Annotated in this window: 23 protein-coding genes; 12 read left to right on the plus strand and 11 right to left on the minus strand. The window is 57.3% G+C overall.

Annotated features, from left to right (window positions below; translation table 11 throughout):
- Positions 1–57: 57 nt before the first annotated feature.
- Positions 58–234, plus strand: coding sequence for a PA3496 family putative envelope integrity protein (locus CKW14_RS19190; protein ID WP_093430574.1), 177 nt, complete (start codon positions 58–60; stop codon positions 232–234).
- Between the two features lie 89 nt (positions 235–323).
- Here CKW14_RS19190 and CKW14_RS19195 read toward each other — a convergent pair whose 3' ends face one another.
- Positions 324–950, minus strand: coding sequence for a response regulator transcription factor (locus tag CKW14_RS19195; RefSeq protein ID WP_064119001.1), 627 nt, complete (start codon positions 948–950; stop codon positions 324–326).
- A 510-nt stretch (positions 951–1,460) separates the two neighbouring features.
- On the opposite strand from CKW14_RS19195, the gene CKW14_RS19200 reads away from it, so the two are divergent.
- The gene (locus CKW14_RS19200) at positions 1,461–2,177 is read left to right on the plus strand and encodes a hypothetical protein (protein ID WP_095048288.1); all 717 of its coding nucleotides are present in this window, start codon (positions 1,461–1,463) and stop codon (positions 2,175–2,177) included.
- Between the two features lie 133 nt (positions 2,178–2,310).
- Here CKW14_RS19200 and CKW14_RS19205 read toward each other — a convergent pair whose 3' ends face one another.
- Together CKW14_RS19205 and CKW14_RS19210 are read right to left on the minus strand one after the other, a co-directional pair.
- Entirely contained in the window at positions 2,311–3,528 is a 1,218-nt protein-coding gene (locus tag CKW14_RS19205) for an argininosuccinate synthase (protein WP_007916658.1), read from the minus strand.
- Between the two features lie 129 nt (positions 3,529–3,657).
- Positions 3,658–4,566, minus strand: coding sequence for an OmpA family protein (locus tag CKW14_RS19210; RefSeq protein ID WP_095125871.1), 909 nt, complete (start codon positions 4,564–4,566; stop codon positions 3,658–3,660).
- A gap of 160 nt (positions 4,567–4,726) precedes the next feature.
- Here CKW14_RS19210 and pyrC point away from each other — a divergent pair, with 160 nt between their 5' ends.
- Both pyrC and rnt read left to right on the plus strand, forming a co-directional pair.
- A complete protein-coding gene (gene pyrC / locus CKW14_RS19215; protein WP_095125872.1) occupies positions 4,727–5,773 on the plus strand; it encodes a dihydroorotase in 1,047 nt (348 codons plus the stop codon).
- Complete coding sequence (gene rnt, locus CKW14_RS19220; protein ID WP_007916667.1) at positions 5,770–6,447, plus strand: ribonuclease T; 678 nt, start codon at positions 5,770–5,772, stop codon at positions 6,445–6,447. Before pyrC ends, rnt begins: the two co-directional genes overlap by 4 nt.
- 62 nt (positions 6,448–6,509) lie before the next feature.
- Here the strand turns inward: rnt and CKW14_RS19225 are convergent, their stop codons facing one another.
- The 3 genes from CKW14_RS19225 to CKW14_RS19235 form a co-directional block, all read right to left on the minus strand.
- Positions 6,510–6,923: a hypothetical protein gene (locus CKW14_RS19225; RefSeq protein ID WP_093430578.1), complete on the minus strand. Its 414-nt coding sequence runs from the start codon at positions 6,921–6,923 to the stop codon at positions 6,510–6,512.
- Between the two features lies 1 nt (position 6,924).
- Positions 6,925–7,395 (minus strand): Panacea domain-containing protein, encoded by a 471-nt coding sequence (locus CKW14_RS19230; RefSeq protein WP_095048291.1) that lies wholly within the window; start codon positions 7,393–7,395, stop codon positions 6,925–6,927.
- Positions 7,396–7,611: 216 nt separating this feature from the next.
- Positions 7,612–8,214 carry a peroxiredoxin gene (locus CKW14_RS19235; protein WP_003227723.1) on the minus strand — a complete coding sequence of 201 codons (603 nt, stop codon included), beginning with the start codon at positions 8,212–8,214 and terminating at the stop codon, positions 7,612–7,614.
- 314 nt (positions 8,215–8,528) lie between these two features.
- On the opposite strand from CKW14_RS19235, the gene CKW14_RS19240 reads away from it, so the two are divergent.
- Positions 8,529–8,747 (plus strand): bacterioferritin-associated ferredoxin, encoded by a 219-nt coding sequence (locus CKW14_RS19240; protein WP_093430580.1) that lies wholly within the window; start codon positions 8,529–8,531, stop codon positions 8,745–8,747.
- Positions 8,748–8,948: 201 nt separating this feature from the next.
- Positions 8,949–9,422: a bacterioferritin gene (gene bfr, locus CKW14_RS19245; RefSeq protein ID WP_007916671.1), complete on the plus strand. Its 474-nt coding sequence runs from the start codon at positions 8,949–8,951 to the stop codon at positions 9,420–9,422.
- Positions 9,423–9,609: 187 nt separating this feature from the next.
- On the opposite strand, the gene grxD is transcribed toward bfr, so the two are convergent.
- The 3 genes from grxD to CKW14_RS19260 form a co-directional block, all read right to left on the minus strand.
- The gene (grxD, locus tag CKW14_RS19250; RefSeq protein WP_016773402.1) at positions 9,610–9,951 is read right to left on the minus strand and encodes a Grx4 family monothiol glutaredoxin; all 342 of its coding nucleotides are present in this window, start codon (positions 9,949–9,951) and stop codon (positions 9,610–9,612) included.
- A gap of 97 nt (positions 9,952–10,048) precedes the next feature.
- Positions 10,049–12,154: a molybdopterin oxidoreductase family protein gene (locus tag CKW14_RS19255; protein ID WP_095048292.1), complete on the minus strand. Its 2,106-nt coding sequence runs from the start codon at positions 12,152–12,154 to the stop codon at positions 10,049–10,051.
- A 134-nt stretch (positions 12,155–12,288) separates the two neighbouring features.
- On the minus strand, positions 12,289–12,579 hold the full coding sequence (locus CKW14_RS19260) for a hypothetical protein (RefSeq protein WP_016986650.1): 291 nt from the start codon (positions 12,577–12,579) through the stop codon (positions 12,289–12,291).
- 403 nt (positions 12,580–12,982) lie between these two features.
- On the opposite strand from CKW14_RS19260, the gene argF reads away from it, so the two are divergent.
- On the plus strand, positions 12,983–13,903 hold the full coding sequence (gene argF / locus CKW14_RS19265) for an ornithine carbamoyltransferase (protein ID WP_093430582.1): 921 nt from the start codon (positions 12,983–12,985) through the stop codon (positions 13,901–13,903).
- Positions 13,900–15,009, plus strand: a complete 1,110-nt coding sequence (locus CKW14_RS19270; protein ID WP_007916688.1) for an ABC transporter ATP-binding protein — start codon at positions 13,900–13,902, stop codon at positions 15,007–15,009. Before argF ends, CKW14_RS19270 begins: the two co-directional genes overlap by 4 nt.
- 78 nt (positions 15,010–15,087) lie before the next feature.
- Here CKW14_RS19270 and CKW14_RS19275 read toward each other — a convergent pair whose 3' ends face one another.
- The gene (locus tag CKW14_RS19275; protein WP_095048293.1) at positions 15,088–15,870 is read right to left on the minus strand and encodes a PhzF family phenazine biosynthesis protein; all 783 of its coding nucleotides are present in this window, start codon (positions 15,868–15,870) and stop codon (positions 15,088–15,090) included.
- A 95-nt stretch (positions 15,871–15,965) separates the two neighbouring features.
- Positions 15,966–16,436 (minus strand): Cys-tRNA(Pro) deacylase, encoded by a 471-nt coding sequence (gene ybaK / locus CKW14_RS19280; protein ID WP_090285884.1) that lies wholly within the window; start codon positions 16,434–16,436, stop codon positions 15,966–15,968.
- Positions 16,437–16,798: 362 nt separating this feature from the next.
- Between ybaK and CKW14_RS19285 the strand changes: the two genes are divergently transcribed.
- The 4 genes from CKW14_RS19285 to glpD all read left to right on the plus strand — a co-directional run bounded on the left by CKW14_RS19285 (position 16,799) and on the right by glpD (position 21,893).
- Positions 16,799–17,650 carry an MIP/aquaporin family protein gene (locus CKW14_RS19285; RefSeq protein WP_095125873.1) on the plus strand — a complete coding sequence of 284 codons (852 nt, stop codon included), beginning with the start codon at positions 16,799–16,801 and terminating at the stop codon, positions 17,648–17,650.
- Positions 17,651–17,727: 77 nt separating this feature from the next.
- Positions 17,728–19,230 carry a glycerol kinase GlpK gene (gene glpK, locus CKW14_RS19290; RefSeq protein WP_093430586.1) on the plus strand — a complete coding sequence of 501 codons (1,503 nt, stop codon included), beginning with the start codon at positions 17,728–17,730 and terminating at the stop codon, positions 19,228–19,230.
- A gap of 95 nt (positions 19,231–19,325) precedes the next feature.
- Complete coding sequence (locus tag CKW14_RS19295) at positions 19,326–20,081, plus strand: DeoR/GlpR family transcriptional regulator (RefSeq protein WP_007916700.1); 756 nt, start codon at positions 19,326–19,328, stop codon at positions 20,079–20,081.
- A gap of 273 nt (positions 20,082–20,354) precedes the next feature.
- Positions 20,355–21,893 carry a glycerol-3-phosphate dehydrogenase gene (glpD, locus tag CKW14_RS19300; protein WP_095048294.1) on the plus strand — a complete coding sequence of 513 codons (1,539 nt, stop codon included), beginning with the start codon at positions 20,355–20,357 and terminating at the stop codon, positions 21,891–21,893.
- The last annotated feature ends 205 nt before the right edge of the window (positions 21,894–22,098 follow it).

Below are 22,098 nucleotides of genomic sequence, written 5' to 3' on the forward strand. Positions count from 1 at the left end.
GCCGCAGGAATATCGATATAAGGAGCGCCAAAGGCATTCTTAGCCGGGAGTTAGCTGATGAGTAGCGACAAAGAGCCACTTGATGTAGATGATGATATCGCTGCGGAAACTGAGGACACCGAACCTGTGGTCGAAGTCGCCAAGACCAATCTCAGCAAGCGCCGTACGATCGATAACCTGCTTGAGGAGCGCCGACTGCAAAAGCAATTGGCCGATTACGATTTTGATGACTGATATTTGAAAGCCTCCCGAAATGGAGGCTTTTCACTTTCTGCGGCTAGCTGAGTTCGACCGGCCCATCACCCTGTCAGCCATCGATACATTCAGACCAGACCATTACGCTGCGCCAACTCGATCAGATCAACCAGGGATCGCGCATTGAGCTTCAACAACAAGCGCGTCTTGTAGGTGCTTACGGTTTTGTTGCTCAAAAACATACCATCGGCAATTTCCTTGTTTGTCTTGCCTCGCGCCAACTGCTGCAACACCATCATTTCCCGACCGGACAGACGATCCACCATGTCGGCTTCACTGGCATTGCCCAGACTGGTGCGGACTGTATGCAAAGCCTGATTGGGAAAATAACTATAGCCCGACAATACCGCCTTGATCGCACTGAGCAACTCGGTCAGGTCCTGTTGTTTACAGACATACCCGGCCGCTCCCGACTGCATGCAGCGCATTGAAAAGTGCCCGGGAGCCTGGGAGGTCAACACCAGAACTTTAATAGGCATGGCCGTCGTAGTCAGGCGCGCGATAACTTCCAGACCATCAAGCTTGGGTATTCCAATATCCAGAATGACAATATCCGGCATTTGTTCTCGAGCAAGTTGTAACGCATCCACACCGTTATCAGTTTCTGCGATGACTTCGTAGCCATGACGTTCCATCAGCATACGTACCGCAAGACGAATGACAGGGTGATCATCCACGATCAGCACTTTATTCATGGGCAAGTCCAGTTTCGCTGTTCGAATTTTCAGAACACGCACAATAGCCCAGTCACTTGCTCTATGGCATGGCAGTGTTAACACGCACCAGCATCGAGAGACATACCCTACAGTCATTGCGGACTATTCCTACAAAAAGCCGCTACCCCCAGTAAACATCCGACGTTATTTCCTCCTCCGCTCACGGAAATATTTCGCTTTTAACTTGTTACAGACTACGACTAGCGACACAGAAATCATGCCTTATCGCTGAGTTTCACTATGCCCGAACGGCCATGACACGTGCAAATCTGCGCTCGGCCGAGAACTTTGATTATTAACCCGAAACACAATGCAACAGCCGACACACCAACCTCACAACTTCAAACCCGATATAAACACTTGAAACAAGATATTTATACCTAACACAATACTTTTGCTATAAATACAAGTATTTGAAACCCGTCTGCCAAGCTACTCAACCACACAAACTTATCACCAACGAGACAGATCAAACACAAGAGTACAAGCATGCTGAAAATAAAAAACAAAATCACTAACCCAATGACGGTAATTGCCATATTTGCAGCTATTTCGGAAACATCAGCCGCCATTTCGCTGCCTTTTCTAGACAACAAGGACAGAGAGATCTACGTATGGTTTCTGATCAGCTTTCCGTTCTACTTGCTGTTTCTATTTTTTATAACTTTAAACTTTAATTACCGTTCCCTCTACTCACCCTCGGACTTCGGCAAGGACAAAAACTTTCTTAAAGTAATCGATAACAACGATCGCGAGAACAAACGAAACACACCGCCCCTGGAGCCAGCCACGCAAGGGACATTTGGACTATCAAGTTGTATCGTGCCCAGCGAGTCAGGCCCAACCGAATGCAAGGACGCGTGCAAAGTCCACAACGCACCTGACCCGCCCTCGGCCATCAATTCAAAATCGAACCTGATTGTTCAGCACAACATTCAGTTGCCCGCGTGGGTCAGTGACCTGCACCTCATCGACGTTCGGGGTGTCGATGCATCGAGAGAGTTAGCCACGATTCTGGAAAACATCCGGAACCTGGACCGGAAAACTCCCCGGGTAGTGGTGTTTCTTTCCAATCATGTATCGGATGTTTTACTGACGCAGCATTCATTGCTGAAGATCAGGCACGTCAGGAAAGGCTCAGGCAAAACGATTTGTATTGTTTATAACCTTTGCGCACAGGCGGTAACGCTGCTGGGACGGGCATGAAAGATGAGTCGTAGCCACAGATGCCAAGACCAGGAACAGGCTTCAATCAGACGCAAACAAAGAATCATGCAAAAAGGGCGGCCTTGTCTCGATGACAAGGCCGCCCTTTTCATTACGCTTCAGACCAGAACGCTTAGAACAGCTTGCGGCCCTTGTTGGCAGCAATGCGCATGCGCAGCGCGTTGAGCTTGATGAAGCCCGCGGCATCAGCCTGGTTGTAAGCACCGCCGTCTTCTTCGAAGGTCGCGATGTTGGAATCGAACAGCGAATCGTCGGACTTGCGGCCGGTAACGATCACGTTGCCTTTGTACAACTTCAGGCGCACAACGCCGTTCACGTTGACCTGCGAAGCGTCGATCATCTGCTGCAGCATCAGACGCTCTGGGCTCCACCAGTAACCGGTGTAGATCAGGCTGGCGTATTTCGGCATCAGCTCGTCTTTGAGGTGAGCGACTTCGCGGTCCAGGGTGATCGATTCGATGGCGCGGTGAGCGCGCAGCATGATGGTGCCGCCCGGGGTTTCGTAGCAGCCACGGGACTTCATGCCGACGTAACGGTTTTCGACAATGTCGAGACGGCCGATACCGTGAGCGCCACCGATCTTGTTCAGCGTCGCCAGCACGGTGGCCGGAGTCATTTCGACGCCGTCCAGTGCAACGATGTCGCCGTTGCGGTAGGTCAGTTCCAGGTATTGCGCTTTGTCAGGAGCGTTCTCCGGGGAGACGGTCCATTTCCACATGTCTTCTTCGTGCTCGGTCCAGGTGTCTTCCAGCACGCCGCCTTCATAGGAGATGTGCAGCAGGTTGGCGTCCATCGAGTACGGGGACTTCTTCTTGCCGTGACGCTCGATCGGGATCGCGTGCTTCTCGGCGTAGTCCATCAGCTTCTCGCGAGACAGCAGGTCCCACTCACGCCAAGGCGCGATCACTTTCACGCCTGGCTTGAGCGCGTAGGCACCCAGTTCGAAACGCACCTGGTCGTTACCCTTGCCGGTGGCGCCATGGGAAATGGCGTCAGCGCCGGTTTCGTTGGCGATTTCGATCAGACGTTTGGCGATCAGCGGACGCGCGATGGAAGTACCCAGCAGGTACTCGCCTTCGTAAACGGTGTTGGCGCGGAACATCGGGAACACGAAATCACGCACGAACTCTTCGCGCAGGTCGTCGATGTAGATTTCTTTGACGCCCATGGCCTGAGCCTTGGCGCGGGCCGGCTCGACCTCTTCGCCTTGCCCGAGATCAGCGGTGAAGGTCACCACTTCACAGTTATAAGTATCCTGCAGCCACTTGAGGATCACCGAAGTGTCCAGGCCGCCGGAATACGCCAGAACGACCTTGTTTACGTCCGCCATGCCATCACTCCACGGGGTTCTACGGAAAGCCGAGGAGTCTACCGCTCCAACGCGATAATTTACAGAGGCGCGACAGCTTAAGACGACAAAGCGACAGAATCTGTCGAGAGCGCGACGATGACCGGCGGGTCAGGAAGTCGCCGCAGTATTGGCTGGCGTGCTCGCTTGCGGTGCCGGAGCCGCGACCGGCGCCACGCGCGCCAGTTTGACATTGACCCGACGGTTCTTCGCGCGATTGGCCGCGTTGGTGTTCGGCACAATGGGATATTGCTCGCCATGGAAACGCACGGTGATCTGCGATTCCTGAATGCCGTTAGCCTTGAAGAAGTCGACCACCGCCAGCGCGCGGCGGCGCGACAGTTCACGGTTGGTCAGGCGATTACCGCTGTTGTCGGAATGGCCGTCGAGTTCGATGTGATTGACCGTCGGATCGGCCTTCATGAACTCAAGCATTACTTGCAGTTTGGCTTTGGCGGCAGCGTCGAGGTCAACGCCTTCACCGGGGAAACCGATCTGCGACTGCTTGATCTGGTCAAAATTCTGCGGCAGCAATTTCGCCACACATGTCTGGTAATCGTTGAAGGCCTTGCTGAACTTGACCGGCAACAGGCGTACTTCCGAGACACGGCCATCGCCAGACGCGCGACGCACGACCGGGCTGCGCCCGTCCAGCAGGCCGCTGATCAGCCCCCCGGCCTGGGACTGCGAACTGCTGAACAGCACGTTGCCGCTGCCGAGCCGCACAGAGCCCAGATTAATGTCACCACGGCCCGGCTGCCAAGGCGCAGCCGCTGCCAGCAACGTTGCAGAACCGCCGCCGAGCATGGCGTTGTAGGCGTTCAGACGGAATATCGCCTGCTCGCCGGCCTTGCGCACGAACTCACCTGAGCCGAAATCAGTGATCGGCTGGGTCAGACGACACTCGAACTTGTCGCCGGCGACCGTCCACTCAATGTTCTCCAGACGGGTCTGGTACGTGAGCGCCATCGCGGGAAGGCTGGCAAACACACTGAGCAAGGCTAAATAACGCTGGCGCACGGGAGGCTCCATTGGCTTCTGAAACACAAAGACCGATTCACACTATGTTTACGGCATACCTACGGGATATCGGAAGGTTCCGGCAAAACTTGATAGCGAGTGCCTGCAAGAGTCTTTTCCGGTAGCATTCGCCTCAGTTTGACCCGCCTGGAATCCCCTCATGTCCGACCGCCTGACCCTGCTGCGTCCCGACGACTGGCACATTCATCTTCGCGATGGTGCCGTGTTGACCAATACCGTTGCCGATGTTGCGCGCACTTTTGGCCGCGCCATCATCATGCCCAACCTGGTACCACCGGTGCGCAACGCCGCTGAAGCCGACAGCTATCGCCAGCGGATTCTCGCTGCCCGCCCGGCCGGCAGTCGCTTCGAACCGCTGATGGTGCTGTACCTCACCGACCGCACCCAGCCCGAAGAAATTCGTGAAGCCAAGGCCAGTGGTTTTGTGCACGCAGCCAAGCTGTACCCGGCCGGCGCGACCACCAACTCCGATTCCGGGGTAACCAGCATCGACAAGATCTTCCCGGCACTGGAAGCCATGGCCGAAGTCGGCATGCCGTTGCTGATCCACGGTGAAGTCACCCGTGGCGACGTCGATGTGTTCGACCGCGAAAAGATCTTCATCGACGAGCACATGCGCCGCGTGGTCGAGCGCTTCCCGACGCTGAAAGTGGTGTTCGAACACATCACCACCGGCGACGCCGTGCAGTTCGTCAACGAGGCCTCGGCCAACGTTGGCGCGACCATCACCGCGCATCACCTGCTGTACAACCGCAACCACATGCTGGTGGGCGGGATTCGGCCGCACTTCTATTGCCTGCCGATCCTCAAACGCAATACGCACCAGGAAGTCCTGCTCGACGCCGCCACCAGTGGCAGCGCGAAGTTCTTCCTCGGCACCGACTCGGCGCCGCACGCACAGCACGCCAAGGAAGCCGCTTGCGGCTGTGCCGGTTGCTACACCGCGTACGCCGCCATCGAGATGTACGCCGAAGCCTTCGAACAGCGTAATGCGCTGGACAAACTCGAAGCCTTCGCCAGCCTCAACGGCCCGCGTTTCTACGGCCTGCCGGCGAACACCGATCGCATCACCCTGGTTCGTGAAGAATGGACCGCCCCGACCAGCCTGCCATTTGGCGAGCTGACCGTTATCCCGCTGCGCGCCGGTGAAAAACTGCGCTGGCGCCTGCTGGAGGAACACGCGTGAGTGAAGACCATTTCGACGACGAACTGGACGGTCAAAGTGGTGGCGGCGGCTCCCGTCACCCGATGGCAGCACGCTTTCGCGGCTACCTGCCGGTTGTCGTTGACGTAGAGACCGGTGGCTTCAACTCGGCCACCGACGCTCTGCTGGAGATTGCCGCGACCACCATCGCCATGGATGAAAAGGGTTTTGTATACCCGGATCACACCTACTTCTTCCGCGTTGAGCCGTTCGAAGGCGCCAACATCGAAGCTGCGGCGCTGGAGTTCACCGGAATCAAACTCGATCACCCGCTGCGCATGGCGGTCAGCGAAGAAACCGCGCTGACCGACATCTTCCGTGGCATTCGCAAGGCGCTGAAGGCCAATGGCTGCAAGCGCGCGATTCTGGTCGGGCACAACAGCAGCTTCGACCTTGGCTTCCTGAACGCAGCCGTTGCGCGTCTGGACATGAAACGCAACCCGTTCCACCCATTCTCCAGTTTCGACACCGCGACGCTGGCTGGTCTGGCATACGGCCAAACCGTACTGGCGAAAGCCTGCCAGGCCGCTGACATCGATTTCGACGGCCGCGAGGCGCACTCGGCACGTTACGACACCGAGAAAACCGCTGAGCTGTTCTGCGGCATCGTCAACCGCTGGAAACAGATGGGCGGCTGGGAAGACTTCGACGACTGATTGAGGGTCGTCGGGTAAATCCCGCGCATAAAAAAACCGGCCACGTGGGCCGGTTTTTTTGTTTAATGCTTATAGAGCTTAAATTCTCGATCAATCCACACGACATAAAAAATCCGATGGCTCTTGTATCCCACCATCGCTACACGTTCAAAAGCCCGAAACACAAGCAATCTGACATCACCTGTCAAAAAAGCAGGAATTCCCACTTTCAGACTGTTTCTCTCAATTGTTTCACAGCCATATCGATGCCTATGCTCTCTGCGCAATTCTCTCCACGGCATTCTTCCCAGAATCCTCAGACGCTCAAGCATTTTCGACCGTTCGACGGCCTCGCAATCTTGAATGCACCAGCCATTCTGCAAATACTCAAATGAGAAAACCGGAGGTCGCGCTTCCGATGAATCTATTTCGATGGTGGACGTCCGTGCCGTTACTGTAATTGCCGCATCGCGTTCCCTGCGTTTGAACTTGGCCATTTCAGTTCACCAAATGCTCCCGGAAATACTCCTCCATCTCACAGGCGGGAATTTCTCGGCTGAACTCCCCTTCCTTGAAGTTTCTACGCCAAGGGGCTTCTTCATGCGTCAACTGACGTAGTTTCCACGCCGAAAACTGGCCATAAACGTCGAATACTTCGTTGAGCAGACTTTGTTGTTTGGCACTGAAAAGATCTGGATTGAAATCACTTGGAGGAGGAATGGCACTCGATCCAAATTGGCTGAATCTTCGATACAGATCCGGAACCACCGGCCCGTGCATCCACGCCTCCAGCTTTTCAGGGAAGAGAGCCTCACCATGGACGGCCAGACTGAACCCTTGAGCGTAATAAACCATTTTTTGAATCTTGAGATTGGATATCTCGCCCTCATGCCCTTCCAGGCAGAGGAAATAATCCGCAACGTCCAAGCTACTCGGCATTTGAATCCCCTTCTGCATCATGCAATCCATTGCACCGTCCTTACTGAAGTGAGGCGCGATTCAGGACAAGGCAGTCGCCTTCGTACCCCGTTATCGCTCGAGCACAACCCTATCCAGCCACTGTTCACTCATCCAGTATTTTTTCCGAACATTTGAAACAAATGATGCCGAGAGGCTGTTTCAATTAATTCTCCGCATAAAAAAACCGGCCACGTGGGCCGGTTTTTTGTACCTCGACGTTGCGCCTTACAGGGCTGCAGCGTTCTCGGTCAGGTAAGCCGCAACGCCTTCTGGCGAAGCGTTCATGCCTTTGTCGCCTTTTTTCCAGTTGGCAGGGCAGACTTCGCCGTGCTCTTCGTGGAATTGCAGAGCGTCGACCAGACGGATCAGCTCTTCCATGTTACGGCCCAGCGGCAGGTCGTTGATGATCTGCGAACGGACAACGCCTTTGTCGTCGATCAGGAACGCGCCACGGAAAGCCACGCCGCCTTCGGATTCAACGTCGTAAGCCTTGGCGATGTCGTGCTTCATGTCGGCAGCCATGGTGTATTTCACCTGGCCGATGCCGCCATTGTTTACTGGGGTGTTGCGCCATGCGTTGTGAGTGAAGTGCGAGTCGATCGACACAGCGATCACTTCAACGTTGCGTGCCTTGAAGTCGGCCATGCGGTTGTCCAGAGCGATCAGCTCGGACGGGCAGACGAAGGTGAAGTCCAGTGGGTAGAAGAACACCAGGCCGTATTTGCCTTTGATGGCCGAGGACAGGGTGAAGCTGTCAACGATCTCGCCATTGCCGAGTACGGCCGGGACGGTGAAGTCAGGGGCTTGTTTGCCTACGAGTACGCTCATTGATATCTCCTGGTGTAAAAACTTGAAGTTCAGGGTCCGCGCCAGCCTGCCACCCTCAAGCGACAGCCCTGTGACACGAACCCCCTTCGCAAGGGCCGACCATCATACACTGCGAATTTGGCCTGTCCTTAACGGTTTTTCGAAGCAGGCGTAGAACGGCGCTGCATTTACGGGGCCAGGCAAATCGCCAGCAAATACCGTTCGTCAGTCACGGCTGTGAATCAGCAGAAGCCTTCCGAAAGCACTTTGACAATCATTCTCGTTAACATTAAGATCCATCGCAATTGAGTCACAACCAGCGACGGTTCTCACTTATGTATGTTTGTCTCTGCACTGGCGTCACCGACGGACAGATCCGCGATGCGATCTATGAAGGTTGCTGCAGCTATAAAGAAGTCCGCCAGGCCACCGGCGTCGCCAGCCAATGCGGCAAATGTGCGTGCCTTGCCAAGGAAGTCGTTCGCGAAACCCTGACCAAGCTGCAAACCGCTCAGGCTGCGATCCCCTACCCTGTAGAATTTACTGCCGCCTAATTGCCCTCCATTTCAAAGAACCGGACTTATGTCCGGTTTTTTTATGCCTGTAAATCAACTGCTTAGCGCCCAGACGCGGAACACAAACATTCTTATTCCGATTAATTTTCATATATTATTCAATAACTTAGGTTTGACACTTATAAGTACGAAGCTCAAACTCTGCCGTATATACAGCTAATACAGGGCAGGACTCCGATCATGAAAGGCGACATTACAGTCATCCAGCATCTCAACAAGATCCTTGCCAATGAGCTGGTCGCGATCAATCAGTACTTCCTGCATGCACGCATGTATGAAGATTGGGGCCTGAACAAGCTCGGCAAGCACGAGTACAAAGAATCCATCGACGAGATGAAACACGCGGACAAGCTGATCAAGCGCATCCTGTTCCTCGAAGGCCTGCCGAACGTGCAGGACCTGGGCAAGCTGCACATCGGCGAGCACACCAAGGAAATGCTGGAGTGCGACCTGCGTATCGAGAAGACCGGTCACGCTGACCTGAAGACCGCAATCGCCCATTGCGAAACCGTTGGCGATTTCGGCAGCCGTGAACTGCTCGAAGACATTCTCGAATCCGAAGAAGAACATATCGACTGGCTGGAAACCCAACTGGGCCTGATCGACAAAGTCGGTCTTGAGAACTATCTGCAATCGCAGATGGGCGAAGAGTAGGAGCTGCCGAAGGCTGCGATCTTTTCAGGTTGCACCGGCAACTTGCAGTAACTTTTCGAACGCACTAAAAAGCCCCGCACTCTTTCGAGTGGCGGGGCTTTTTATTGGCTGAAGATCAAAAGATCGCAGCCTCGTTTCACTCGACAGCTCCTACACAAGCAGCAGCTGTCGCATGAAACCTGGCCGATCAGGCTTCGGACTTGTTCGCCGCTGCCGCTTCAACAGCCGCCTTGATGGTGCTTTGCAGCGAACCGTCTGCAGCCATCTCGGTCATGATGTCACTACCGCCGACCAGTTCACCGCCGACCCACAGTTGCGGGAAAGTCGGCCAGTTGGCGTACTTCGGCAGGTTGGCGCGGATTTCCGGGTTCTGCAGGATGTCCACGTACGCAAACTTTTCGCCACAAGCCATCACAGCCTGCGCAGCTTTCGCAGAGAAGCCACACTGTGGGGCATTCGGCGAGCCTTTCATGTAAAGCAGAATGGTGTTGTTGGCAATCTGCTCTTTAATCGTTTCGATGATATCCATGGAGCACCTCGGCTGAACTTTCCGACTCATGGGTCGGCACGGTGACGCATTGTAACGGAATCCCGAGCGCCATGCTCGGTCTCCCCGACGGTCACATTCAGGCCGCCGCCACCGTCACCGGCACACCATTAAGTGCGGCGTTACCCGACAGCTCATCAAGCTGACACTCATCGGTCAGATCGTTTGCGCTAGACCCAGGCTGACTGCTGGCAATCGCCATTTGCACGCCCGGCCGCGCATGCCCCCAACCATGCGGCAGGCTGACCACGCCTTTCATCATGTCCAGACTGCCGAGCACCTCGACCTCGATCTGCCCCACCCGCGAGCTGACGCGAACCAACTGACCATCGTTAAGCCCACGGCTAGCGAGGTCATCCGGGTGCATCAGCAGTTGATGGCGCGGCTTGCCCTTCACCAGACGGTGATAGTTGTGCATCCACGAGTTATTGCTGCGCACATGACGACGGCCAATCATCAACAGCTCATCGGCGGCCGGCGCCTGCAATGCGGCAAAGCGTGCGAGGTCAGCAAGGATCTCTGGCGGAGCAGCCTGCACGCGCTGATTCGGCGTTTTCAGGCGCGCAGCCAGGTTCGGCTTCAACGCGCCCAGATCAATCCCGTGGGGATGATCGAACAACGTTGCCAACGAAAGCTTTTGCTCGGACGCGTCACCGTACAGGCCCATGCGCAGGCCCATGTCGATCATCTTCGCCGGTGGCATGGTCGGTTTCAGTTCCTTGCCAGTCTTCTCGGCCAAGGCCTTGGCCAGGCCCACGAAAATCTCCCAGTCATGCAAAGCGCCCTCGGGTTTGGCGAGGATCGCGCGGTTGAAGCGGGTGACGTTGCGCACCGCGAACAGGTTGAACGTCGTGTCGTAGTGATCGTTTTCCAGCGCCGAGGTCGACGGCAGAATCAGGTCGGCATAGCGCGTGGTTTCATTGATGTACAGGTCGACGCTGACCATGAACTCCAGGCCATCCAGCGCCTGCTCCAGTTGCCGCCCGTTCGGCGTCGACAACACCGGGTTGCCAGCGACGGTGATCAGCGCACGAATCTGGCCCTCGCCTTCGGTGAGCATCTCTTCGGCCAGGGCCGAGACCGGTAGCTCGCCGCCGTACTCGGGACGCCCGGAAACGCGACTCTGCCATTTGTTGAAATGCCCGCCCGAAGTCGACGCCACCAGATCCACTGCGGGTTCAGTGCACAGTGCACCGCCGACGCGATCAAGATTACCGGTGACCAGGTTGATCAATTGCACCACCCAGTGACACAAGGTGCCGAAGGCCTGCGTCGAAACGCCCATGCGTCCGTAGCACACGGCACTCGGCGCGGCGGCGAAATCCCGGGCCAGTTGGCGGATCTGCTCGGCAGGAACAGCACACAACGGGCTCATGGCTTCAGCGGTAAACGCAGCGACAGCGGCGCGCACGTCATCCAGCCCATCGACCGGCAAATGACTTTCGCTGGTCAAGCCTTCGCTAAACAGGGTGTTTAACACGCCAAACAACAACGCCGCATCGCCCCCCGGACGCACGAACAAATGCTGATCAGCCATGGCCGCCGTCTCGCTGCGCCGTGGATCGACAACCACCACTTTGCCGCCGCGCGCCTGAATCGCTTTCAAACGCTTCTCGACATCCGGCACGGTCATGATGCTGCCGTTGGACGCCAGCGGATTACCGCCGAGAATCAGCATGAAGTCGGTGTGATCGATATCTGGAATCGGCAACAGCAAACCATGGCCGTACATCAGATAACTGCTCAGGTGATGCGGCAACTGATCGACCGAGGTCGCCGAGTAGCGATTGCGCGTCTTCAGCAGCCCCAGGAAATAATTGCTGTGGGTCATCAGCCCGTAGTTATGCACGCTCGGGTTGCCTTGATAGACCGCCACGGCGTTCTGGCCATGACGCTCCTGGATGGCCGCCAGCTTCTCGGCCACCAGCGCAAAAGCCTCGTCCCACTCTATCGGCAGCCATTCACTGCCCACACGGCGCATTGGCTGGCGCAGGCGATCAGGATCGTTCTGGATGTCTTGCAGGGCCACAGCCTTGGGGCAAATGTGTCCACGACTAAACGTGTCGAGCGCGTCACCCTTGATTGAAGTGATCGCGACGTTGCCCTCGGTTTCGGTGGTTTCGATGGTCAGCCCGCAAATGGCTTCACACAGATGGCAGGCACGGTGATGGAGAGTCTTGGTCATGGCCAGTCTCTGTCTTGTTCTGGGCAGGCAATCACGCCCGCGGGAACAAAACTATGGCCCCGGCGCCGATCCTGCGCCAGCGACGTTCGTCTTGTGAATCGGCGGTTATCAGGCGAGCCGATAAACCGCCATGATCAGTTCGACGGCAGCTGAGGCGGTGCGGCCAACTGAATCTCCTGAATGGTTTCAATCTGCTCGTGGGCGACATGTACGCCGGTGAGCTCGCCGATCAATCGCCAGTGTTCGTCGAGCCCGGCACTGATGGTCGCCATGCGATCGATCATGTGGCGGCCGGCGCTCTTCACCACTTCGTCTTCGCTGCGCAGCAGTTCGAATGACATTGAAGTGACTGAGGCGGTGAGATGGGTCAGTGAGCGAGCCGTGTGGCCCAGCAGTTCCATTAACAGTTTTTCTTTCGATTCCATGCGGAGGCTTCCTGCGTCGCTCGAAACTTATTTATAACCCAGCACTTTGCTTTAGCAAATGTTTCAGCCTGAGCATCCGACCAAGTGATGGCATGGCGCCACGGTGGTAAACCGACCCAAGCGACGCGATCCCCGCCACGCCGCATTGCCAACCCCTGTAACGCCAGTGTACAAAGAGGCTCGCTGCTGTCCTGAACCCGGCTTCAAATGCGCGACTGCAACATTCAGTGCGCCCTCCGAATCCCGCAAAAACCGTAGCCTATTGGAAAAACGCGACATTTAGTGTCAATATCGCGCCTTCCCCTATTTCGTCGCCCCGTGCGGCTTACGCCGCAGGTCTCGCCCGTTGTTCCGTTAAACAAGGCTTTGAGCATCTGCGGTTTGTAGCAAAAGGTAGTCAATGATGAGCGCAAGGCACTTTCTCTCCCTGATGGATTGCACGCCCGAAGAGCTGGTCAGCGTGATCCGTCGAGGCGTTGAGCTCAAGGACCTGCGTAACCGCGGCGTACTGTTCGAGCCTCTGAAAAACCGCGTGCTGGGGATGATCTTCGAAAAATCCTCGACCCGTACCCGGATCTCGTTCGAGGCCGGCATGATCCAGCTCGGCGGCCAGGCAATCTTCCTGTCGCCGCGCGATACCCAACTGGGCCGTGGCGAGCCGATCGGCGACTGCGCCATCGTCATGTCGAGCATGCTCGATGCGGTGATGATCCGTACCTTTGCCCACAGCACCCTGACCGAATTCGCCGCCAACTCGCGCGTGCCAGTGATCAACGGCCTGTCCGATGACTTGCACCCGTGCCAGTTGCTGGCCGACATGCAGACGTTCCTTGAACACCGTGGCTCGATCCAGGGCAAAACGGTCGCCTGGATCGGCGACGGCAACAACATGTGCAACAGCTATATTGAAGCGGCGATCCAGTTCGACTTCCAGTTGCGCGTTGCCTGCCCGGAAGGCTACGAGCCAAATCCTGAATTCGTCGCCAGAGCTGGCGATCGCGTGACCATCGTCCGCGACCCGCAAGACGCCGTGCGCGGCGCGCATCTGGTGAGCACCGACGTCTGGACTTCGATGGGTCAGGAAGAGGAAACTGCCAAGCGCCTCAAGCTGTTCGCGCCGTTTCAGGTCAACCGCGCCCTGCTCGACCTCGCTGCCGAGGACGTGCTGTTCATGCATTGCCTGCCGGCGCACCGTGGCGAAGAAATCAGCCTCGACCTGCTTGATGACCCGCGCTCCGTCGCTTGGGATCAGGCAGAAAACCGTCTCCACGCACAGAAGGCCCTGCTCGAGTTCCTCGTTGAACCGGCATATCACCACGCATGAGCCATGAATTACTGCTGAACCTGCGCAACCTCGCTTGCGGCTATCAAGATCAACGTGTGGTGCAGAACCTCAATCTGCACCTCAACGCCGGTGATATCGGCTGCCTGCTAGGCTCGTCTGGCTGCGGCAAGACCACCACCCTGCGTGCCATTGCCGGATTCGAGCCAGTGCACGAAGGGGAAATCACCCTCGGTGGCGAAACCATTTCCAGCGCCGGCTTCACCCTCGCCCCGGAAAAACGCCGGATCGGCATGGTGTTCCAGGACTACGCACTGTTCCCGCACCTGAGCGTTGCCGACAACATCGCCTTCGGTATTCGCAAGCATCCGAACAAAGAGCGCGTCACCGAAGAGCTGCTCGAACTGGTCAACCTGAAGAATCTCGGCAAACGCTTCCCGCACGAGTTGTCCGGTGGCCAGCAGCAACGTGTTGCCCTCGCCCGCGCCCTGGCGCCGGAACCGCAATTGCTGTTGCTCGACGAGCCATTCTCCAACCTCGATGGCGAACTACGCCGCAAGCTCAGCCACGAAGTGCGCGACATCCTCAAGGCCCGAGGTACCAGCGCGATTCTGGTGACCCACGATCAGGAGGAAGCCTTTGCCGTCAGCGATCACGTTGGCGTGTTCAAGGAAGGTCGACTGGAGCAGTGGGACACGCCGTACAACCTTTATCACGAACCGGCGACACCGTATGTGGCCAGCTTCATCGGTCAGGGTTACTTCATTCGCGGCCAGCTCGACAGCCCGGAATCGGTGCAGACTGAACTGGGTGAGTTACGCGGAAATCGCGCTTATACCTGGCCGATTGGCGGTGCAGTGGACGTGTTGCTGCGCCCGGATGACATTGTGTATGCGCCGGACAGCGCCTTGAAAGCACGGATTGTGGGTAAGACGTTCCTTGGCGCTTCGACGCTGTATCGCCTGCAATTGCCGACGGGTGCGCAGCTGGAATCGATTTTCCCGAGCCATGCGGATCATCAGGTGGGCGCGGAGGTGGGGATTCGTGTTGCCGCTGAGCATCTGGTGCTGTTCCAGGCATCGGGCAGCACCGCCGCACAAATCCCGGCAGTGGAAAACGGCGTGCGCCGCTACAGCACCGCGCTTTAAAGATCAAAAGATCGCAGCCTTCGGCAGCTCCTACAGGGATCAATGTAGGAGCTGCCGAAGGCTGCGATCTTTTAGCTTTTAACCGAGGATCAGGGTGCCGCTCGCAACCAGCGTCGCATTGCCGCCAATCTTCACTCGCTCACCCTCCAGCCGACAAAACAACTCCCCACCCCGCGCCGATCGCTGATACGCGGTCAGGCTCGACTTGCCCAGACGCTTGGACCAATACGGAATCAGGCTGCAATGCGTCGAACCGGTCACCGGGTCCTCATTGATGCCGATCGCCGGTGCAAAATAGCGCGAGACGAAATCGTGTTGATTACCCCGCGCCGTGACGATAGCGCCCAGCCACGGCAATTTGGCCAGCGCGACCATGTCCGGTTTGCAATCGAGCACCGCCTGCTCCGACTCCAGCACCACAAACAGTTCGTTGGAGCCGAGCACATCCACCGCCTCGACCCCCAGCGCCCGCTCAACGTCGACAGTCACACCAATCTCAGACGGCATGATCGACGGGAAATCCAGCCACAACCGATCACCTTCCCGCGTGACGCTCAGCGGACCGGATTTACAGGTAAAGTCGATACGCTCGGCGCTTTCCTTGTAGATCTCGAACAGCACATAAGCACTGGCCAACGTGGCGTGCCCGCACAACGGCACTTCAGTGGTCGGGGTAAACCAGCGGATATGCCAAGCCTGACCTTCGCGCACCAGAAACGCAGTTTCCGCCAGATTGTGTTCGGCGGCGATCTTCTGCATCAGCTCATCCGCGAGCCACGTCTCCAGCCGATAAACCATCGCCGGATTACCACTGAACGGCCGATCACTGAACGCGTCGACCTGATGAAACTCGAGCTGCATAACTTTCTCCCTGGGTCAGTCGGCGGAGGATGCAGCCACGCCGTGATCAGCGCCAGTGACAGAACCAGTCAATTTTTTACATACAGCATTAATGACTAAGGACGGCCGATGTCGGCAAATTTGGCCTGGGTGTGTTCGGCGAGCACCGCGGGCGCCAGTTCCACTTCCAGGCCACGCCGACCGGCGCTGACATAAATAGTCGCAAAACCCTGAGCCGAGTTGTCGATAAAGGTACGCAGGCGCTTCTTCTGCCCCAACGGGCTGATGCCGCCCAACAGATAACCGGTGGAGCGCTGAGCGGCTGCCGGGTCAGCCATCTCGACTTTTTTTACGCCAGCGGCATGGGCCAGACCTTTGAGGTCGAGGCTTCCGACGACCGGCACCACCGCCACCAGCAACTCGCCTTTTTCACTGGCCGCGAGCAGGGTTTTAAACACCTGTGCCGGTTCAAGTGCCAGCTTCTCTGCGGCCTCAAGGCCATAGGACGCGGCCTTCGGGTCATGTTCGTAACTGTGCACGCGATGTTCGGCACGAACTTTTTTCAACAAGTCCAACGCAGGGGTCATGGCAGCTCCAGGTTCGGCAATGGCAAAAAAAACCTCCGCCGGATTCTAGGTGATCAGCCTCCAAAAGGCTCTATCCCAAGCCACGATTCCCGCGGCTCGCAGACATTCAGCGCACGTTGTCGCACCTGGGCCACAAAGGATCATTCACCCAGCGAATAGTTTTATTGTGACCGATGGTTCACTTTCGACCTTTGACAGGTTTGTTTCTTGTCTATATTTTTTCGAATCTGAATAATGTAAGAATTGTCGTCACAGCGACACCCAGCAGTAAACCGGGAACGGAATGGGGATTCCTACTCGGGGAAAATCGCGCCTTGCCCTGTTGGCAAACGCGCCAGACAACAACAAAAACGAGGTTTTCAATGACAACTGCTTTACAGCAACCAACGCTCTCAAGCCAATGCATGGCCGAGTTTCTGGGTACTGCTCTTCTGATCTTTTTCGGCACCGGCTGTGTCGCCGCGCTCAAAGTCGCGGGTGCCAGCTTCGGCCTGTGGGAAATCAGCATCATCTGGGGCGTCGGCGTGAGCATGGCGATCTACCTCACCGCCGGAGTTTCCGGCGCGCACCTGAACCCGGCCGTGAGCATCGCCCTGGCGATCTTCGCCGACTTTGAAAAGCGCAAACTGCCGTTCTATATTCTTGCCCAGATCGCCGGCGCCTTCTGCGGCGCGCTGCTGGTTTACACGCTGTACAGCAATCTTTTCTTCGATTACGAACAAACTCACCAAATGGTCCGCGGCTCGGCCGCCAGCCTTGAATTGGCCTCGGTGTTTTCGACCTTCCCGAACCCGGTGCTGTCCACCGCCCAGGCATTCCTGGTCGAGATGATCATCACCGCGATCCTGATGGGCGTGATCATGTCCCTGACCGATGACAACAACGGCCTGCCGAAAGGCCCGCTGGCACCGCTGCTGATCGGCTTGCTGATCGCGGTGATCGGCAGTTCGATGGGGCCGTTGACCGGTTTCGCCATGAACCCGGCGCGTGACTTCGGTCCGAAACTGATGACTTTCTTCGCCGGCTGGGGTGAAATTTCCTTCACTGGCGACCGTGATATTCCGTATTTCCTGATTCCGATTTTTGCACCGATTGTCGGTGCCTGCCTCGGCGCTGCCGGGTATCGCGGGCTCATCGCCCGTCACCTGACCGGCGCCACACCTGCTACAAAGGATGCAGAACCGGCCATTGACGGCAAACCAAGAACTTCTTGAAACAGTCGGCACCGGCTCCTGCCCTATAGAGCCTGCGCCACGGCCCACTCTCCCTTATTTCGTCCAAGGCAATCGACATGACCGACATTCAGAATAAGAACTACATCATTGCCCTCGATCAGGGTACGACCAGCTCCCGCGCGATCATTTTCGACCGCGACGCGAACGTGGTCTGCACCGCGCAGCGCGAATTCGCCCAGCATTACCCGCAAGCCGGTTGGGTTGAACACGACCCGATGGAAATCTTCGCCACCCAGAGCGCGGTGATGGTTGAAGCGCTGGCCCAGGCTGGGCTGCATCACGATCAGGTGGCTGCCATCGGCATCACCAACCAGCGTGAAACCACCGTGGTCTGGGACAAGACCACCGGCCGCCCGGTGTACAACGCCATCGTCTGGCAGTGCCGCCGCAGCACCGAGATCTGCCAGCAGCTCAAGCGCGATGGCCACGAAGACTACATCCGCGACAACACCGGTCTGGTCACCGACCCGTACTTCTCCGGCACCAAACTGAAGTGGATCCTCGACAACGTCGAAGGCAGCCGCGAGCGAGCGCGCAACGGCGAGCTGCTGTTCGGCACCGTCGATAGCTGGCTGATCTGGAAATTCACCGGCGGCAAGGTGCACGTCACCGACTACACCAACGCCTCGCGCACCATGCTCTTCAATATCCATTCGCTGGAATGGGATTCGAAGATGCTGGAAATCCTCGACATCCCGCGCGAGATGCTTCCGGAAGTGAAGGCTTCTTCGGAAATCTACGGTCGTACCAAGAGCGGCATTGCCATCGGCGGTATCGCCGGTGACCAGCAAGCCGCATTGTTCGGCCAGATGTGCGTGGAGCCGGGTCAGGCGAAAAACACCTACGGCACCGGCTGCTTCCTGCTGATGAACACTGGCGACAAAGCGGTGAAATCCCAACACGGCATGCTCACCACCATCGCTTGCGGCCCGCGTGGCGAAGTCGCTTACGCACTGGAAGGCGCGGTGTTCAACGGCGGTTCGACCGTGCAGTGGCTGCGCGATGAACTGAAAATCATCAACGACGCCCACGACACCGAATACTTCGCCAATAAAGTGAAGGACAGCAACGGCGTGTACCTGGTGCCGGCCTTCACCGGTCTGGGCGCGCCGTACTGGGACCCGTATGCCCGTGGCGCGCTGTTCGGCCTGACTCGCGGCGTGCGCGTGGATCACATCATCCGCGCCGCACTGGAGTCGATCGCTTACCAGACTCGCGACGTGCTCGACGCCATGCAGCAAGACTCCGGCGAACGCCTCAAAGCCCTGCGCGTGGACGGCGGCGCCGTGGCGAACAACTTCCTCATGCAGTTCCAGGCCGACATCCTCGGCACTCAGGTCGAGCGTCCGCAAATGCGCGAAACCACTGCACTTGGCGCCGCGTATCTGGCCGGTCTGGCGTGCGGTTTCTGGGGCAGCCTGGACGAACTGCGTGGTAAAGCGGTGATCGAGCGTGAGTTTGAACCGAGCCTGGACGAAACCGAGAAAGAGAAGCTGTACAAAGGCTGGAAAAAAGCCGTCAGCCGCACCCGTGACTGGGCGCGTGAAGACGCTGAATAAGCCAACCTTCAGATCTAGATAGGCATCTAACTGGTCGGGAGCGGATTCGTGCGGCATCATGGGCAAATTTTGCACGGCAGCCCAAAGGAAGCCCCATGAATCTGCCTCCCCGTCAGCAGCAAATCCTCGAGCTGGTCCGCGAACGCGGCTATGTGAGCATCGAGGAAATGGCCACGCTGTTCGTTGTTACCCCGCAAACCATCCGCCGCGACATCAATCAGCTCGCGGAAGCCAATCTGTTGCGTCGCTACCATGGCGGCGCAGCCTACGATTCCAGCGTCGAAAACACTGCCTATGCAATGCGCGCCGACCAGATGCGCGATGAAAAACAACGCATCGGTGAAGCCATCGCCGCCCAGATCCCCGATCACGCCTCGCTGTTCATCAATATCGGCACCACCACCGAATCGATTGCCCGCGCCCTGCTCAACCACAATCATCTGAAGATCATCACCAACAACCTGCATGTGGCGTCGATGCTCAGTGCCAAGGATGATTTCGATGTGCTGCTGACCGGCGGCAATGTGCGCCGTGATGGCGGCGTGGTCGGTCAGGCGAGCGTGGATTTCATTAATCAGTTCAAAGTTGATTTCGCCCTGGTCGGGATCAGCGGTATTGATGAAGACGGTAGCTTGCTGGATTTCGATTATCAGGAAGTGCGGGTGTCGCAGGCGATCATTGCCAATGCGCGGCAGGTGATTCTGGCGGCGGACTCCAGCAAATTCGGGCGTAATGCGATGATTCGCCTGGGGCCGATCAGCCTGATCGATTGCCTGGTAACGGATCAGCAGCCGGTGCCGGCGCTGGCGCAGTTGTTGAGTCAGCACAAGATTCGCCTGGAAGTCGTCTAGTTACTTGTTCCCACGCTCCGCGTGGGAATGCAGCCCGGGACGCTCTGCGTCCCACCTCAAAGCCGACGCAGAGCGTCGATGGATGCATTCCTTTGCTGCGCATGGGAACGATCTGCCCGTAAATGTTCGAATATTTTCTTTTACTCGCCCTTCGATGAGTTTTTTCAATCGAACGTGACTGGCTGTGCGCGTGTTTATGGGCTACCATTTTCGCAAATGAACATTCATGTTCGATTTCCAATATAGAAAATCAAAAGAACCCGAGGCCAGCCGATGTCCACCTCTACCTTGCGTACGCCCCCTCTCTCCGAGATCTACGACATCGCTGTCATTGGCGGCGGGATCAATGGCGTGGGGATCGCAGCGGATGCCGCCGGTCGTGGGCTTTCGGTGTTCCTTTGCGAAAAAGACGATCTGGCCAGCCACACCTCGTCGGCCAGCAGCAAGCTGATCCACGGCGGCCTGCGCTACCTCGAACATTACGAATTTCGTCTGGTACGTGAAGCGCTGGCTGAGCGCGAAGTGTTGCTGGCCAAGGCGCCGCATATCGTCAAACCGATGCGCTTCGTGTTGCCGCACCGTCCACACCTGCGCCCGGCATGGATGATCCGCGCTGGCCTGTTCCTCTATGACAACCTCGGCAAGCGCGAAAAACTGCCAGGTTCGAAAAGCCTCAAGTTTGGTGCCGACAGCGCACTGAAAAGCGAAATCAAGAAAGGCTTCGAATACTCCGACTGCTGGGTCGACGACGCCCGCCTCGTGGTACTCAACGCCATGGCCGCCCGCGAAAAAGGTGCCCACGTGCACACTCAGACCCGGTGCGTCAGCGCCCGTCGCACCAAAGGCCTGTGGCACCTGCATCTGGAACGAGCCGACGGCAGCCTGTTTTCAATCACCGCCAAAGCGCTGGTGAACGCCGCCGGCCCGTGGGTTGCCAAGTTCATTCGTGACGACCTGAAGATGGAATCGCCTTACGGCATCCGTTTGATCCAGGGCAGCCACATCATCGTGCCGAAGTTGTATGAAGGCGATCACGCGCACATTCTGCAAAACGAAGATCAGCGCATCGTCTTCACCATTCCGTACCTGAACCACTTCACCCTGATCGGCACCACTGATCGTGAGTACACCGGTGATCCGGCGAAAGTGGCAATCACCGACGCCGAAACCGACTACCTGTTGAAAGTGGTCAACGCCCACTTCAAGCAGCAGATCAGCCGTGACGACATCCAGCACAGCTACTCGGGCGTACGCCCACTGTGCAACGACGAATCCGACAACCCGTCGGCCGTCACCCGTGATTACACCCTGGCCTTGTCGGGCAGCACTGAAGAGGCACCGCTGTTGTCGGTGTTCGGCGGCAAGCTGACCACCTACCGCAAGCTCGCCGAATCGGCGATGGCGCAGTTGATGCCGTTCTTCACCCAGATGCGCCCGAGCTGGACCGCCACCGCTACCCTGCCTGGCGGCGAGGACATGACCACCCCGCAAGCCTTGTGCGCGCAGATCCGCGACAAGTTCGACTTCGTACCGACCGAGATCGCCCGCCGCTGGGCCACCACCTACGGCAGCCGGACCTGGCGCATGCTTGAAGGTGTGGAAAGCCTCGCGGACATGGGCGAACACATCGGCGGCGGGCTCTACACCCGCGAAGTCGATTACCTGTGCAGCGAAGAGTGGGCAACCACGGCCCACGACATTCTGTGGCGCCGCAGCAAGCTGGGCCTGTTCACCACTCCGGCCGAGCAGGAGAAACTGGCGGCGTACCTAGGCAAGGTCGAGCAGAACCGTAGCAAGATTGAAGCGGCGTGATGTGAACATCGCTTTAAACGAAAGCCCCTGAATTGAGAGATTCAGGGGCTTTTTGTTTTGTGGGCTCTGCAAAATTTGATTGTGTCAGTTTGATCGTTTCCCCCTCACCCCAGCCCTCTCCCCCAGGGGGGTAGAGGGGGAAGGGAGCCGATCTTCATGAGGTTCAAATTCTGAGTTCGACTCGGTATCTCAGGTCGGTGCATCT

The sequence above is a fragment of the Pseudomonas sp. Irchel s3a12 genome, assembly GCF_900187485.1.
GTDB lineage: Bacteria > Pseudomonadota > Gammaproteobacteria > Pseudomonadales > Pseudomonadaceae > Aquipseudomonas > Aquipseudomonas neuropathica.